Annotated in this window: 11 protein-coding genes and 1 pseudogene; 2 read left to right on the top strand and 10 right to left on the bottom strand. The window is 66.7% G+C overall.

Annotated features, from left to right (window positions below):
* Positions 1-37: 37 nt before the first annotated feature.
* Both VN520_RS04235 and VN520_RS04230 read right to left on the bottom strand, forming a co-directional pair.
* Positions 38-367, bottom strand: a pseudogene (locus tag VN520_RS04235) (integrase); the annotation flags it as partial.
* Between the two features lie 137 nt (positions 368-504).
* Entirely contained in the window at positions 505-1,161 is a 657-nt protein-coding gene (locus VN520_RS04230) for a class I SAM-dependent methyltransferase (RefSeq protein WP_325745478.1), read from the bottom strand.
* A gap of 599 nt (positions 1,162-1,760) precedes the next feature.
* Here VN520_RS04230 and VN520_RS04225 point away from each other — a divergent pair.
* Positions 1,761-2,135, top strand: a complete 375-nt coding sequence (locus VN520_RS04225) for a beta/gamma crystallin domain-containing protein (RefSeq protein ID WP_325745514.1) — start codon at positions 1,761-1,763, stop codon at positions 2,133-2,135.
* Positions 2,136-2,535: 400 nt separating this feature from the next.
* On the opposite strand, the gene VN520_RS04220 is transcribed toward VN520_RS04225, so the two are convergent.
* The 8 genes from VN520_RS04220 to VN520_RS04185 all read right to left on the bottom strand — a co-directional run bounded on the left by VN520_RS04220 (position 2,536) and on the right by VN520_RS04185 (position 13,003).
* Entirely contained in the window at positions 2,536-3,828 is a 1,293-nt protein-coding gene (locus VN520_RS04220; protein ID WP_414719765.1) for an IS30 family transposase, read from the bottom strand.
* A 383-nt stretch (positions 3,829-4,211) separates the two neighbouring features.
* Positions 4,212-5,108, bottom strand: coding sequence for a ParA family protein (locus VN520_RS04215; RefSeq protein ID WP_325745477.1), 897 nt, complete (start codon positions 5,106-5,108; stop codon positions 4,212-4,214).
* A complete protein-coding gene (locus tag VN520_RS04210) occupies positions 5,105-6,448 on the bottom strand; it encodes a ParB/RepB/Spo0J family partition protein (protein ID WP_325745476.1) in 1,344 nt (447 codons plus the stop codon). The genes VN520_RS04215 and VN520_RS04210 overlap by 4 nt, the downstream gene beginning before the upstream one ends.
* 468 nt (positions 6,449-6,916) lie before the next feature.
* Positions 6,917-7,045 carry a hypothetical protein gene (locus tag VN520_RS04205; RefSeq protein WP_325745475.1) on the bottom strand — a complete coding sequence of 43 codons (129 nt, stop codon included), beginning with the start codon at positions 7,043-7,045 and terminating at the stop codon, positions 6,917-6,919.
* An 84-nt stretch (positions 7,046-7,129) separates the two neighbouring features.
* Positions 7,130-7,549 carry a hypothetical protein gene (locus VN520_RS04200; protein WP_325745474.1) on the bottom strand — a complete coding sequence of 140 codons (420 nt, stop codon included), beginning with the start codon at positions 7,547-7,549 and terminating at the stop codon, positions 7,130-7,132.
* On the bottom strand, positions 7,546-9,660 hold the full coding sequence (locus tag VN520_RS04195; RefSeq protein ID WP_325745473.1) for a hypothetical protein: 2,115 nt from the start codon (positions 9,658-9,660) through the stop codon (positions 7,546-7,548). The genes VN520_RS04200 and VN520_RS04195 overlap by 4 nt, the downstream gene beginning before the upstream one ends.
* A complete protein-coding gene (locus VN520_RS04190) occupies positions 9,657-11,474 on the bottom strand; it encodes a hypothetical protein (RefSeq protein ID WP_325745472.1) in 1,818 nt (605 codons plus the stop codon). Before VN520_RS04190 ends, VN520_RS04195 begins: the two co-directional genes overlap by 4 nt.
* Positions 11,475-11,518: 44 nt before the next feature.
* The gene (locus VN520_RS04185) at positions 11,519-13,003 is read right to left on the bottom strand and encodes a site-specific integrase (protein WP_325745471.1); all 1,485 of its coding nucleotides are present in this window, start codon (positions 13,001-13,003) and stop codon (positions 11,519-11,521) included.
* Between the two features lie 413 nt (positions 13,004-13,416).
* Here VN520_RS04185 and VN520_RS04180 point away from each other — a divergent pair, with 413 nt between their 5' ends.
* A complete protein-coding gene (locus VN520_RS04180) occupies positions 13,417-13,734 on the top strand; it encodes a hypothetical protein (RefSeq protein WP_325745470.1) in 318 nt (105 codons plus the stop codon).
* The last annotated feature ends 120 nt before the right edge of the window (positions 13,735-13,854 follow it).

Here is a 13,854-nt window from a genome sequence, read left to right as displayed (position 1 = left end):
GACCACCAACCCGGCGAACCTATGCGGTCAGAGCACTAGCGAACGTGCGGGGGACGCTGCGGCCCTCGAAGCGGGGGGTGTGGGCGGCGGCGGTCAGGGCCCGGCGGGCAGCGGGTCCTGAGACGTTCTCTCCGGCGACGACTCGGTTGCGCAGCCGGGCTGCGGTGTCGGCGGCGGCGAGGGCCGTATCGACGTCGAGGATGGCGTGGATGCCTTGGCGGCCGCAGGCGCCTTAGCCGCTGGAGGTGCGGGCGTCGAGGACGGTGCGCATGTGGCCGTACTGGATGGCAAGCACAATCAGTCCTCCGGGGCGCCGGGCGATATGCCAGACCAGAGATCTTCTGAACCGGCTTAGTGCGGAACACCCCCGCGTCGGCGGGGAAGACGCGTCTGATCCGAGCGCCGCGATGGTTCCGCTCGGAACACCCCCGCGTCGGCGGGGAAGACGCGTCTCACCCGCAAGAGCCCCCGCAACGACACTTGGTCGAGGAAGCCGCGGGCCGCTCAGGGCTGATTCCATACAAGCGTATAGCGCCAGAACAACCGTCGTCGCATTCGTGCGCCAGGGAGGACGTCTCTGGCTTCGCGGACGATGTCGTCAAAGGTCATGTCCGCTGGACGAGTAGGGGCCGTCATGGAGACGGGCCGCTGCGAGGGGCGGCCCTTGTTCTTCAGCCAGCCCATGGCAGCGTTGGCCGGAATGGCGACAGCACCGAGCAGGTGGTCCACGGAGGTCTGGGCGCGAGACAGGCCGACGATCACCAGTGTCCCTCCCGGAGCCAGATGACTGCGGAAGCGGGTGAGTGCCTGGGTGAACGACAGGTGGTGGATCGTGGCGACGCACGTGATGACGTCATAAGGACCGGCAGGCAGCTCGGTTATTGCATCCGCGACGGTGAAGGTGACGGAGAGCCCGGAAGGAGTCAGTTTCTGGGCCTGGGCTGTGATCACCGGATCGGAATCGACGGCCTGCACAGCATCGGCTCGTCCGGCCAAGAGCCTTGCAAGATCACCGCTGCCGGAACCGACATCCAGGACGCGGTCGAAGCGCCTCGGCAACTGCCGCAGGATCCAGCGGTGGTAGTGGGCGTTGTGATCCCAGGGATAAGCGGCGTTGAACCGTTCAAGAAGCCGCAGGACAAGAGGCGACAAGATCTTCATCGTCCCAGTCCATCAAGTCCCTGCGGCATGCACATCCTGTTCCGGGACAAGGGGCACTCGCTCTTGGGCTGCCGGACGCAGTCCGAGGAAGCGAGTAAAAAACACCTACTGAGGCATGCTCGACGGGCTCGCACGGGACGTCGAGCATGGATAGATACGGAATCAACAGGAGCACTTGGTTGCCGGTGTGATGGGTGAGATCACCAGGCCACCGCCAAGGCCTTGCCTCGTTGCCATCGTTGACCAGGCCATTTCACCCTCTCGGCACAGGATGAGAAAGGCTCACTGATGAAGCAGTACCAGCAGACCGCCGAGGAGTTCCGCCGGCTCAGCCTGCTCGACGAGAACTACGAACACGTCCGCCGCCGCGATGTCGACGTACAACGCGGCCCATGCGGAGGTAGTACTGGGTCACGGGGCTTGTCCCCCGTGCGAGCTACGCAGAGGTGTCCACCACAGGGTGACGACTCCGAGCCGCCGCATCCGTAGCTTCATGACCGGAAGGAACTAATAGGCAGCAAGATGCAAACGACGACCACACCAAAACCGGCACTCGTTGCACTTCTGCGGTTTCGTAAAGGAGAACTTGCGTGAGACAAATGAATCGACGGGCAGCCAAGGCCATACTGGCATCTTCCGTCGCGGTGGCCTCGCTCATCCTGGCCCCGCAGTCCGCATCTGCGATCGACATGGTCGAGTGCAACGGCATCAGCGAGTATGTCCATATGGACATGCACTACAACTACAACTTCGGCTGGAGTGTCACGCGCCCATGTTTTGCCAACAGTGGAGAACACTCCTTCGAAGTGTCGGGGCGGACCTACTGGGTTGACGAGATCTGGACCGGAAACAACCGGGTCCAATGGTACGGGGACGGAAAGTGGCAGCCCGAAACTCCGATCGGCAAGTGGACCACGTTCAACTGGCCCAACTATCCTGGCGGAGTCAGGATAGACAAGATCAGGATCCTCTGATTCGCTCGCCTCGCGGACGAGGCGGGCGTGGGGCAGCCAGTCCACGGCGAGCTGGGCGTCGTCGTTGAGGTAGGAGGACAGAGCCCCTGCTGCCTGACCGCCAGGAGAAGACTGGTCTTGTCCATCGGCAGCGGCGCTTTCCTGCGGCGGCTGTTCTGCCAGTACTCGGCCAGAGCAGGGTCGTCCGGGGACGCCCCGCCCTTGACGAGCTGGTGGCGGACGTTGCCGGTCCAGGCGAACTTGATGAGGAAGGCGCCGCTGTCGCGGTCGCCGAACACCCACCGGTCACGCCGGGACGGGTGGAACCTGCCGAAGTACCGGTCCACGACCCAGTAACTCGGCTTGTTGCGGTGACGCCGTCTGGCCCATTTGAAGCTCAGCCGTCACATGTAGGGCCAGTTCAACCGGTCGATGCAACACCGAGTTGTTGTAGCGAGCGTAGTTGCTCTTCGAAGACTTCGGCGGGCGTCTTCCAACCGAGGATCTTGCGGGGCCGATTGTTGAGCGCGTATGCGACGGCTTCGAGGTCTTCGGCGGACCATCGGGACAGGTCTGTGCCTTTCGGGAAGTACTGCCGCAGCAGCCCGTTGGTGTTCTCGTTCGTCGGTCGCTGCCAGGGCGAGTGAGGATCGGCGAAGAACACCCGTGTCCCGCTCTCCATGGCGAACTGGGCGTGGCCGGAGAGCTCCTTCCCGCGGTCCCAGGCGAGGGTCTTGCGTAGTTGCTCGGGCAACTTGGTCATCGCTTCCGTCAGGGCCGCGTTCATCGCGACGGCCCCATATCCGCCGAGCGACGGCCCGTTCTTGACGTACGGCTTCTCGCCCCAACCGTCCAGCCGTGGCAGATGCACCAGGAGCGTGGACCGGCTGCTGCGCTCGACGAGCGTGCCAATCGCGGACCTGCCCGTCCCAATGATCAGGTCGCCCTCCCAATGGCCCGGGACAGCACGGTCGTCGGCCTCGGCCGGGCGCTCGCTGAGAACGACGTCAGCGGTGACGTGGCCCTGCGGCTTGTTCCTGGACCGCGCCCTGGGCTCCCGCAACGCACGGCCGGTGCGCAAGCACGTGACCAGCTCGCGCTTGAGTGTGCCTCGGCCCTCGATGAACAGCGACTGGTAAATCGCCTCATGGCTGATGCGCATGGACCCATCATCAGGGAAGTCGACCCGCAGTCGGCAGGCGATCTGCTCCGGGCTCCATGCCCTTGACCAGCGCCGGTCCTGGCGATGGGGCTTGTTCAGACCCTTCCACGGCGGCGTCGCGGAACCTGGAACGATCGTGCCGTCGGGTCGGCGCACCTCACCGGCGAGCCGGTCCTGCACGTACTCACGCAAACGGTCGTTGTCCACGAGCTTGGCCGTCTTCGGGCGTTTCGCGGCCTGCTGTGCTTTCCACTGGGCCACCACGGCGCGATAGACCGGCTTACCGTTCCTGGTCGCGGCGTTGCGACGCAGCTCGCGAGAGATCGTTCCCGGGTCGCGCCCGAGCGTGCGGGCGATCTCACGCACGCCCTTCTCCTGGGCCTTGAGCAGGGCGATCTCCTCGCGTTCCGCGAACGACAGGTAGCGGCCCGAGGGCTCGTCCAGACTCAGCGGCGCCATCCCGCCAGCGTGTCGGAACCACCGAATCCCGACCGGCGCCGACACGCCGACCCCCTCGGCGGCCTGGACAGAAGTGACCCCCGATGCGATCAGACGCCAGAACTCGCGCTAAACAGCACGCGATGGCTCAGGCCGGCCAGGCGAGCGCATCGGCGGCCGCATCGCCCTGTCTGCGGCCCACTGCCGCCGCGCACCGGACGGCGCCTGAGGCATCTGCTTCCTCGGTCGTCCCACTGCACACCTCCGCGTTCAGAAGGTGTTGCGACGATCAGTTGAATCCGCCCACACCGCACGTGATCTGGCGTCGCATCGGCACCCACGACATCCTCACCGGCCCCTGATTCGACTGGTGCCGCGTGCGAATTCGCACGGGAGCGAGGGAATCGACGCCCGGCTCTGACCCGGCGGAACGCGGAAGGGCCCGACCGCTCAAAGGGGTGGTCGGGCCCGCGCACCGTTTCCATTGGAAACGGCGGTCAGCTGCGGTCGGGGAATCCGATGCTGGTCATCAGCTTTCGGTAGTCGACGGCCGGCACCGAGTTGGGCAGGAGGATGGGCAGGGGGCAGCAGTCGTCGTACAGCTTCTTGGCGTCGGCGGAGTAGCGGATGTAGGGCGTGAGGATGTCGCCGTACCGGGATTCGGCGAGCGCCGTTGCCTTCCGGGCCGCCGCTTCGGTGTAGCTGGCGGTCGGGGTGCCGGTGAGGATCAGGTGGTTGACCGTTGGGCGTCCGGGCACCGAGCGCCGGAGGCGGTTCTTCTCCCGGACGCGGTCCAGTTCCTCGAACAGCGGGACCAGCAGCTTGACGTCCTTCGGATCGGCGCGGACCGACGGGATGACGGAGTCGTCCTCGTCGAGCATGCGGATCACGGAGTAGACCATCTTTCCGTAGCTGGCGGGGAAGTCGAGCCAGAAGACGTCGTCCTCGTCGCCGTCGTAGCTGAGCAGGATCTCTGCGAACCAGTCCTGCCGGTCCGCGTCCTCGGCGATGGCCGTGTCCGCGGTGGACATCTCCTTGCAGCTGGGCACGACCCGTAGGCCGGGGATGTAGGCGAAGGCGTCATCGTCGTAGCCGTCGCCGATGCGGTATCGGGCAGGCAGCGCGACTTCGTCCAGGGTCGCGGTTCCGTGGATGAGGTCGAGAACGGTCTTCCGTCCCTTCATCGCCTCTTCGCTGTAGCCGAGGATCGTGGTCGTGGACCGGTTGGCGTCGAAGTCGAAGATGGTGCCCGGGTACCCGCGCAGGGCCGCTTCGGTCGCCATGGACGTGGCGCTGGTGGTCTTGGTGGATCCGCCGCACTCGAGGATGAAGGCATAGATCTTGGGGTGGCGCCGCCCTCTGGGGCGGAAGCGGGGGTCGACGGTGCGCGTCACGCGTTCTCTCCTGTGGTGTCCAAGCCCAGTTCCTTCTGCTCCCACGCGGTCTCCGGTGCGTACTGCGCGTGGTCCTGAAGGATGCGGAGGTAGCTGGTCTCTCGGCTGCCCCACGAATGCCGGCGGGCGGCGGTGCGGAGTTCGGCGGCTGCGAGGGCGCTCGCGAAAGCGGCGAGCCGCTGGAGTTCTCCGTCACCGGAATCCTGGACGGCGTTGAAGTACGAGCTGGCGTTCTGGTCGTCGACGCTGTGGCGTTCGGCCCGGCGGAGCCAGACCAGGGCGCGCTGCTGGGCTGCGGACTGCTGCTGCGGGGCGAGCAGGGCGCCGGTCATGGCCTTGAGGAGGAGATCGCTGTCGCCGGTGTCGCTGACGTCGACGGTCTCCACGAGGAGCTGACAGGCGGCGTCTCGGGCTGCGGCTGCGGTGCTGCGGTCGCGTTCGTACTGGTCGGCCGACGGTTTGGGCTGCTCCTTCTTCGGCGTGGCCCGGGGCTTGGGGGCAGCGTTTCCAGTGGAAACGGGCGTCGGCTTCGAGGTCGTGACGTTTCCAGTGGAAACAGTGGCCTCGCCTACGGTCGTCTCGGAGTCGGGCTCGTCTTGGGCCTGCCTCTGTCGTGCGAGGATCTGCGTTTGTGCCTCCAGCGGGCGCATGCCTCCCTGGACCAGAGTCACCGCCTCCCGCTGGTCCTCGGCGCTCATCTTCTGGAGCTTCTCCGCCGTGCTGACCGCCAGGGTGCCGGCCCTGAGCGCCCCTTGGACTTCCGGTTCCAGCGCGAGCAGTTGCACGCGCTTCCATACGGTGCCCTTAGAAATGGCTCCTTTGGCGGTCTCTCCGACCTTCTGCGCGATCTGCTCGTACGACAGACCGCTGCTCCGGAGGGCCTCGTAGTGCTCGGCTTCCTCCAGCGGGCTGAGCTGCGCGCGGCGAAGGTTCTCGATGAGGGTGATGAGCCGGGCGTCCGCGACCTTGTCGTCCATGAGGACGCTGGGGATTGTCTGCCAGCCCAGTGACTGGACTGCGCGCCAGCGGTGCTCTCCGAAGAGGATGACGTTCGCGGCGGTGATCTTCTCCGCTGTCTCCGGGTAATGCGTGAGCCAGATGTCCGCAGGGATGTGAGCGATGTTCTGGAGGAGGCCGACTTCCTCGATCGTGGCGGCGAGTTCCGCGACGCCCGACATGGCCCGCTGGTTGAACGGGTTGGGGCAGAGGCCCTTGGGGTGGAGTTCAACGGTGTCGCCGCTGCGGTCCTTGCCTCCCCGGTAGAACGTCTCTTCCTTGGATGGGGCCGTGGGGGCCGGCTTGGTGCTCGTGCGCTTGGGCCTTGGAAGGTTGGCAGCCATAGATTCTCCAGGACGACAGAAAGTACGGGCCGAGACTAGCCGTTTTCAACGGAAACGCTGACTTCCTCGCGCTGCCTGAGCCGGGAGCAACGAGGGTGTTACCCCGGGCCGGGCCGCCGTTTCCATTGGAAACGACTGACCACATCGAGGGTCTGACGGAGAGCCATGTCAGCAACTGTGCGGCCGGGAGGTTGCCGTTTCCAATGGAAACGGCAGAGAACGAACCGTGTAACGCGTCTTGCCCGTTCCGAGTCGTGTTGAGAACAAGGCTTCGGGGCCTCTCGCCCGACCCTCCGCTCGTTCGCTTCGGTAGGCCATGGGTGCTTGAGTCGCTGCGCCCAGAATCAAATGATTTGAAAACTAATATTCCTAATAGACTATTTGCCGCTTCTGACCTGAAACGAGAGAAGGCCCGTACTTCCTGCGTCATCGCAGGGAGTACGGGCCTTCTCTGTGCCGGCCGCTCGGTCAGACCGCCCAGGTCGCGGGCTCACCTTCGTCGGGGTTAGGGATGCCGGCAGCGATCACCAGGGCAGCGGGGTGGCGCAGGGCGGTGATCGGGACGGCGCCGGGCTCGGTGGCGGGCGCCCAGACCATGCGCCAGGTGTCGTCGCACTCGCAGGCGCAACCGTAATCCGGGTGCTTGTGGCCAGGGTTTGCAGTTGACCGTTGACCACTTCCTCAGCTGGTTGCCGGCCGCTTGGAGGGGATGGGGGTCAGGCGAGCGACGCCCGTGGCGGCTTCAAGTTCTTCTCTCAGCTTCTGGTTCTCCAGGGTGATGCGCTGGATGTGGCAGGCGGCGAGTGTGAGGGTCTCGGTGAGTTCGCGGTTGTGACGCTTGAGCTTGGCGTTTCGGGCGACGAGCCTGTCGTAGCGGGTCGGTTCGCTTGGGGCTCCTGGCGTCGGCGGTGCTGACCGGAGGGCGGCGATCTCCTGTGCGATGTCGGGGAAGTGGCGGCGGAAGGTCGTGTTGCTCATGCCGAACTTGCTGGCCAGAGCCAGAACGCTCGGCTGGGTGCCGTTGTCGCCCGCTCGCTGGCGGAGTTCTTCCAATACCGCCCGGACTCGGGATTCGGAGGGGGAATCGACGCGGCGGGTCATGCGGTCTCCGGGGTGCTGGTGTTGCGGCTGAGGAACGTCGTGATCTCGGCCCGTCGTGACTCGAGGCGGTGCTGCATGAGGGGCGGCAGCGGTGGCCGTGCCGCCAGGCGCTGGTCGATGCGGTCGAGTTCTGACCGCCAGGCCTGGGTGTTGCTGCTGGTCAGAGCGACGTTCCGGCAGGCGAGGGGCCGGCATTCGCCGTGATCGGGCAGCCCTTCGGAGCGGCCTCTGCGGGCTCGTTCGCAGAGGGCCTTGCTGGGGTCGTGAACGCAGGTGATGTAGGTGCCGGGATAGACGGCAGGGTCTTCCCGTCCCATGATCCGTTTCAGGCGCCGTTCGTCAGTGACGACGATTCCCTGGAAGCGGGCCCGGTGGCCGAAGCCTTCGAGGCGGCGGGCCGCTTCGGCGGCGGCCGGGCCGGTCAGCTCGGTGTGTTCGTGGGCGTCGACCATGGCGAGGTAGTGCTCACCGCGGGCAAGAGCTTGTTCGCTCTCGACTTCCGCGCGGAATCCGGAGTCGCTGGTGCCGGCATAGCCCTCGAAGATTTGGATGCCGTGGTGGCGGTATTGCAGGGCTCCGGCGATCGAGCCGCCCGGCCGACGAGCGATGAACCAGGCCAGGGTCCGGCGGAAGTGCGAGGTCATCAGCCGGAACGTCCTGCCATTGACGGCCGGGATGGCGTCGCTGCGTCCGTGCTGGTCGCAGTAGGCGTTCACCCAGGCGACGAAGTGGTTGAGATTTTCGTTGGTGGTGCTGTTGAGCATGGCGGTTGTGTCGCGGACACGGTGGCGGGTTCCGTAGCCGTGGGGGAGCCGGGTGAACAGGATGTCAGTGTCGGGTGGCTGGAGCGTTTCCATGACCGCGATGGCTCGTGCGACGGGTTCGCCGACAATCCAGGTCGCTGGCACTCCTCTCGGGTCGTCCTCGCCTTTGAAGGCGATTCCGTCGACTTTCCAGCGGTAGGGGCGTCCCTCGGGGTCCCGCTCGGTCCGCAGGCAGCCGCGTCGGAGCTCTTTGACTTCTGAGTCGCGCATCCCACTCAAGTATGCGATCACGGCATAGGCGGCAGCCTGGAGGTGCCGGGCCAGAACTGCGAGGCTGTTGGGATGCTCGGGGTGCGTGACGATGTCGCCGGTCCAGGGCCGGTCGTCGAGCGAGCCGCGGATCGGAATGTCGAAGGCGGCGCTCTCGCTGACCCCGACCTTGGCCTCGACCTGGTCGATAAGCACCTGGTAGGCGGGTTCGTCCAGGGACCTTCGGCTGCATCCGATCTGCTGGGCGAGAACTTTGCGGTTAGGGACTCCCCGCCAGCCCGGCAGCGGCCGGCCGCTGGTGACGTACGTTTCCAGATGATCGGAAATCGCCTGGTGCAGGGTGCCGGTGGAGCTGTGGAACTTCCGGACCGGAAGCCGCTGGTAGACCCCGATGAACCGGGTCTTCCTCCACTGCTGGTCGGCGGCGATGATGTCGGGGCCGAAGACGTCGATGAATCGTAGTGCCCAGACGAACAGCGGGCCGAGGACCTCTTCGGGAATCCGGCTGGTGCGGTTCTCGCCTCGCCTTTGTCCGCGGGCATCGGGTTCGCCCCACCCGTCGATGTGAACGGGGTCGAAGGGCAGCCAGTCGCTGAGGCTGTGCCGCCAGCGCCAGAACAACCGGACTTTCGCCCGGCAGGTTCCCCGCTGTGTCGCCGCATTGGGGAACAGCCCGACAAGGTGCCGCTGGTAGGCGAGAAGGTCGGCCCCGGTCAGAGTGGCCAGCCTCTGGCATCGGGGCTCGGCCTGGCTGTCCAGCCAGGTCAGGAAGCGGAAGAGTTCGGTGGACGCGCACCGTACTCCTTCGACCTTGCAGCGCTTTTCTCCTTGCGGGAGGGGCCCGGAGAGCATGGCGTAAGCCAGCTGCTTGGCGACCGGTCGGAACCGGGCAGGGAAGCGGTTGAAGTTCAGGATCAGGTTGCGGCCGCTGCTCTTGTGGATCGCGGGCTGCAGGCGCCAGACGTCGTCGCCGAACTGTGAGGTTTCCTCCAGGGCGACGCCGTCCCGCAGTGGCCGGTCATGGAGGACGAAGACGTCGTCGCCGGGGATCGCGACGCTGCGGGCGAGGGCGGTCACATCTGCTCCCAGGGTTCCTCAACCAGATCCAGCAGGATGTCGGTGGGCTTGGCCCGCTCTGCGTGCTCGCGTTCCGCGGGGCTGAACTTCGCGAGGATGTCGTGGCGGACCGCAGCCCAGGCCGGCCCGTAGCGGCGCCACCACGCGGTTTCGCTCATCGTCAGGCGACGCTCGGCCAGGGCATCCATGAGACCCAGCAGCCGGGGCAGGTGATCGCGGGTGACCAGGCAGTTCCCGCAGTGGAAACAGGCCAGGAAGGATGCCTCGCAGCTCTTCCCGGTCGCTGGGTGGACGTGGTCGCCGCAGGCGGTCCAGGCGGTGTCGAGTTCGCCGTCGGCCGCCCGCCGGGCCGACTCGGCATCCAGGCCCGCTTCGCGTTGCATCGCTTCGGCGTCGGCCGGGCCGGTCACCACCCGCAAGGAGCCGCCCGCGGTGTTCAGCACCTGCTCGTGCGCGCGAAGTGCGGCCTGCTCGGCGTCGGCGAGCGCCTCGCCGAGTACCTGGTGGGCCCACTCGACGATGACGGGGTCACCACCCAGGTAGTTGCGGAAGAGGACCTGCATGGTGTTCGACTTCGCGGCCGACGGCAGATGTCCGCCCAGCCGGCGTGTGCGGCGGACCTCGGTGCTGGTCTTGATCCGGTTGAAGGTCACCTGGAGCGGCTTCGCCTCACGGCCCTCGGCGGCATCGGCCAGCAGCGGGCGCCGGCGGTCCCCGGCCCATTTCGAGAGCTTCACCTCGCCCCAGAGCTTGTCCGCGAACGGCGGGTAGTGCTCGGCAACGTCGTCGCCCCCGAGCTCGAGGATGTTGCGCCAGGCGCAAAAGAGCCGGTCCGAGCCGCAGAACGCCCGGCTGCGGGCTGTCAGCTTGTGGATCAGCAGGTAGAGACCGCCGGGGGTGTGCAGGGCCCGGTGCGGAGGGCCGATCTCCCAGGTGACCGTCTCGAACCATCGCCGCGGGCCGCGGCGCCGTTTGATGAGGGTGAGCTCGACAGCCCGGCCGTCCAGGATCTTGTGCTGTGCGGGCAGTTCCTTGATCGTCTCGCCGTTGCGTTCAGTCAGAGCACACAGCAAGACCATCAGCGGCGCCAGGTCCCGCAGGTGCAGAAACAAGTGCTGGGCCAGCGTGATCCGTCGCGTCAGATGGTCGTGACGACCGTCATCGCTCAGCCGCGGAACCCTTCCGCTGGCCGCCATGTCGACCAGCAGGGCCGCCTTCCCGTCGCCGGCGCCGTTGCCGTGGCGGCGTACGAGTTCTTCCCCGGCCCCGATCCGGTCGCGGATCTGGGTAACATCGGCCCGTGCCGCGGCCAGCAGCCGCTCGAACTCGCCATCGGAGTATCCAGCCTGGCCGAAGCCGCGGGATCTTGGCTGCCGCCGGATCAAGGAGTCCCGGGCTTCGGGTGCCAGGAGCGAGACGATCGCGTCCATGTCGAGCAGGAGCTTGATGTCCTGCACGTCCTTGAAGGCCGTTTCCTCGCCTGCCTGGGCCGTGCGGAACCGTACGAACCCTTCGACGTTAGCGGCGGTGAGGCGGCCGGGATCGGCGGGCGGGGTGGGAAGTCGGGCCAAGTACCGCATCCAGCGGCCCAGGCACCACCAGGCTCCCGATGCTGAGGTTCGAGTGCGCAGTGCGCCGCCGGGGCCCGTCCGCTGGGCGAAGGCCTCGGCCAGCGGGATCCACCAGCCCGGCAGCGGCAGCCGGGCCATGTCGAAGACGTCGTGACGACCGTCGTCGCCTTGGAAGAAGACCACCGTCGCGCCCGCGGGACCTGCCCTCACCGGGCCGGGCGGGTCGTACTTGCCTGGCGGCAAGGCCGACGGTCGGCCCGGCCCCGTGCTGCCGCGGCCCCGGCGGGTCACCGGGCCGCTTCCTGTTCCGCGTCGGCCGGGACGGCATCGTCGCCGATCTGGGTCAGCGGGGTGTCTCTCGGGTCGTCCCAGGTGTCCGGGACCAAGGCCATGCGGGTTTCCATCTCCAGCTCCTGGAGGGCGTGCAGATAGATCAAGGTCGTCAGGATCGACCGGTGTCCGAGCCTGCGGCGGACCCAGTCCAGCGGGTCGCCGAAGATCCGGGTGTAGTGCCCGCGCTGCTCGGGGTTGAGTTCGGCGAGCTGAGCGATGTGGGCCCGCTGGAGTTGTTCGAGGGTGACCACCGCGAACGTGTGACGCAGGAGGTGGGCGTGTGCCTCGACCAGCACGTCGGCCTTGTGACAGCGGTCGTTGGCCGTGGAGAACACCGCCTGCCAGCCAGAGACCGACATCGGCAGCCCGTTCTCATTCAGCCAGAGCATCGCGGGTTCCAGACCGTGGTCGGTTTCCCGCAGAAGCCGCCGTCGCTCGATCGGCGAAAGATCTTGCAGCCGCATCCGGTGGACACCGCCCGCGCTGAGCCGGTGCACCACATCCGGGCGGGACGGGTCGGCGATAACCAGGGGCCGGCGGATGCGCTGATAGCGGCCCGCTGCCCTGGCCTGTTCGACCACCTCGGCCCGGTCCCACTCCATGTAGGCGATCACCTCCTGCACCGTGCTGTGCGGGACGTAGACCCACCGGGCGGAAAAGTTCTTCGCGATCACGCCGGGCAGCCAGAACCTCTGATATCCGCCCAGGGCGATGCTGGTGGGGGCCTCGAAGACGGTGACGCTGGCCTGCTCGGTCAGCCGCAGCCCCGTGCGGACCATGAGATCGCTGAACGTCGCGTTGCGGGCCGCCCACCGGCCGCGGAACCGGCCCGAGGGCAGCCCGTCCGGTCCGTAACCACGAAGCCCCACGTCCCGCCAGAGCCGGTAGGTCGCCGGCGGCATCCACTCAATGCGCTCCCCGTTCTCGTCATGCGCATAGGTCGCCGGGACCGTCGGTGAGTCGAAGGCCCGGACAACCGAACCCATGGGCGCGGGCCGGCGGCTGCGGCGCGGGATAGGGACAGCCGCGACGTAACGCTGCCGGACAGCCCAGTCATAGAACTGATTGACCAGCGACACCTCCTGGTTCCAGGTGCTCCCCTCGACATGCGGCCCGGCCTCATCCCGGCGGCGCCATTGGTGGAACGCCAGATGGTCCGCCTCTGTGGCAGCCCGCCACGACTTCCCACCGCGCGCGGTATGCAGGAACGTGAAGAACCGGGCCAGAGCTCTGGCCCGGTTGGCATTGCTGTTCCACGGCGCCGTGAGATTCGCCTGAAGGAAGTACGAGTTGAGGGCGACGTCGTACTCGAACTGCGGCGAAAGCAGGAACGGCAGGCCGTCCGGCAGACCTGCCTCATCCAGCCACGACACCAGGTCGTCGGGCTGTACGTCGAGGAAAGAACGCGTGGTCGTGGGGGCGGATAGGTCACGGCTCACGAAGTGCACCGTCCACCCTGGCCTGCTCAACACCTGCGGACACTAGCCGGTCGATAGACGATTGCAAGGACGGCGTGAAAGGGCCCCACAATCACCACAACGGATCGTCGGTGCCGTCGGCCTTGTCCACCGCGCCCTGGCTGAAGGGCAGAGCGGCCGAGCTGGCGATCATCAGGGGCGGGGCGGGGCGATCGTGTAGACCTCGGCGTAGGAGTCGGGTGGGTAGGGTGATCGTACGAAGACAGTGTCTTGCTCTTGCGGCCGGGCACCGGGCGGGGGATGGGGGTGGGGGCGAGTTGCCAGTCTCTGCAGGGCAGGCAATGAAGCGCGCCGAATCGGTCGGCGGTCGCCTCATTGATCTGACGCGACGTGAGCCGCGCGGCCGTGATCAGGTGTGCCCATGGGACCTAGTGATGACCATCAGCCAGGATCCTATGGACCGAGCAGCGGCGGCGTGGGTTATCGCGGATGAGATCATGGTCGCCCGGGCCGATCTGGACACTCTCGCCTTTGAGCTGTGGCGTGAGGCCGTCATAACAGGCGTAAAGCTTGTCGATAAGGACCGAGAGCACGTCCTGAACGTCGCGGCTCCGGTATTCGAAGCCAATGACACCACTGGCGTCACTGGTTACATAGGTGAGTGGCTCTGGTACCTCCTGACACGGGACCTCACCCTGGACCCCGGGCGAAGCGTGGAGATCCTTGATCCGCCGGGACTGCTGCACGGATAGGTGACAGTGGGGTTATGCAGCCAGGGCTGCGGGTGGGGTCATGATGGTCTCGTACTCGACGGGGGTCAACCGGGCCAGGCGTTTCTGGCGTCGGCGTCGGTGGTAGGTGCGCTCGATCCA

Source organism: Streptomyces sp. (genome assembly GCF_035563135.1).
Lineage (GTDB): Bacteria > Actinomycetota > Actinomycetes > Streptomycetales > Streptomycetaceae > Streptomyces.
The sequence above is the reverse complement of the archived record's forward strand: the minus strand, read 5'-3'. Positions and strand labels throughout refer to the sequence as shown.

Excerpts from the sequence above, each read along its gene's own strand:
- VN520_RS04230 (WP_325745478.1), bottom strand. The coding sequence starts at position 1,161 with ATGAAGATCTTGTCGCCTCTTGTCCTGCGGCTTCTTGAACGGTTCAAC.
- VN520_RS04210 (WP_325745476.1), bottom strand. The coding sequence starts at position 6,448 with ATGGCTGCCAACCTTCCAAGGCCCAAGCGCACGAGCACCAAGCCGGCC.
- VN520_RS04200 (WP_325745474.1), bottom strand. The coding sequence starts at position 7,549 with ATGACCCGCCGCGTCGATTCCCCCTCCGAATCCCGAGTCCGGGCGGTA.
- VN520_RS04180 (WP_325745470.1), top strand. The coding sequence starts at position 13,417 with ATGACCATCAGCCAGGATCCTATGGACCGAGCAGCGGCGGCGTGGGTT.
- VN520_RS04205 (WP_325745475.1), bottom strand. The coding sequence starts at position 7,045 with ATGGTCTGGGCGCCCGCCACCGAGCCCGGCGCCGTCCCGATCACCGCC.
- VN520_RS04225 (WP_325745514.1), top strand. The coding sequence starts at position 1,761 with ATGAATCGACGGGCAGCCAAGGCCATACTGGCATCTTCCGTCGCGGTG.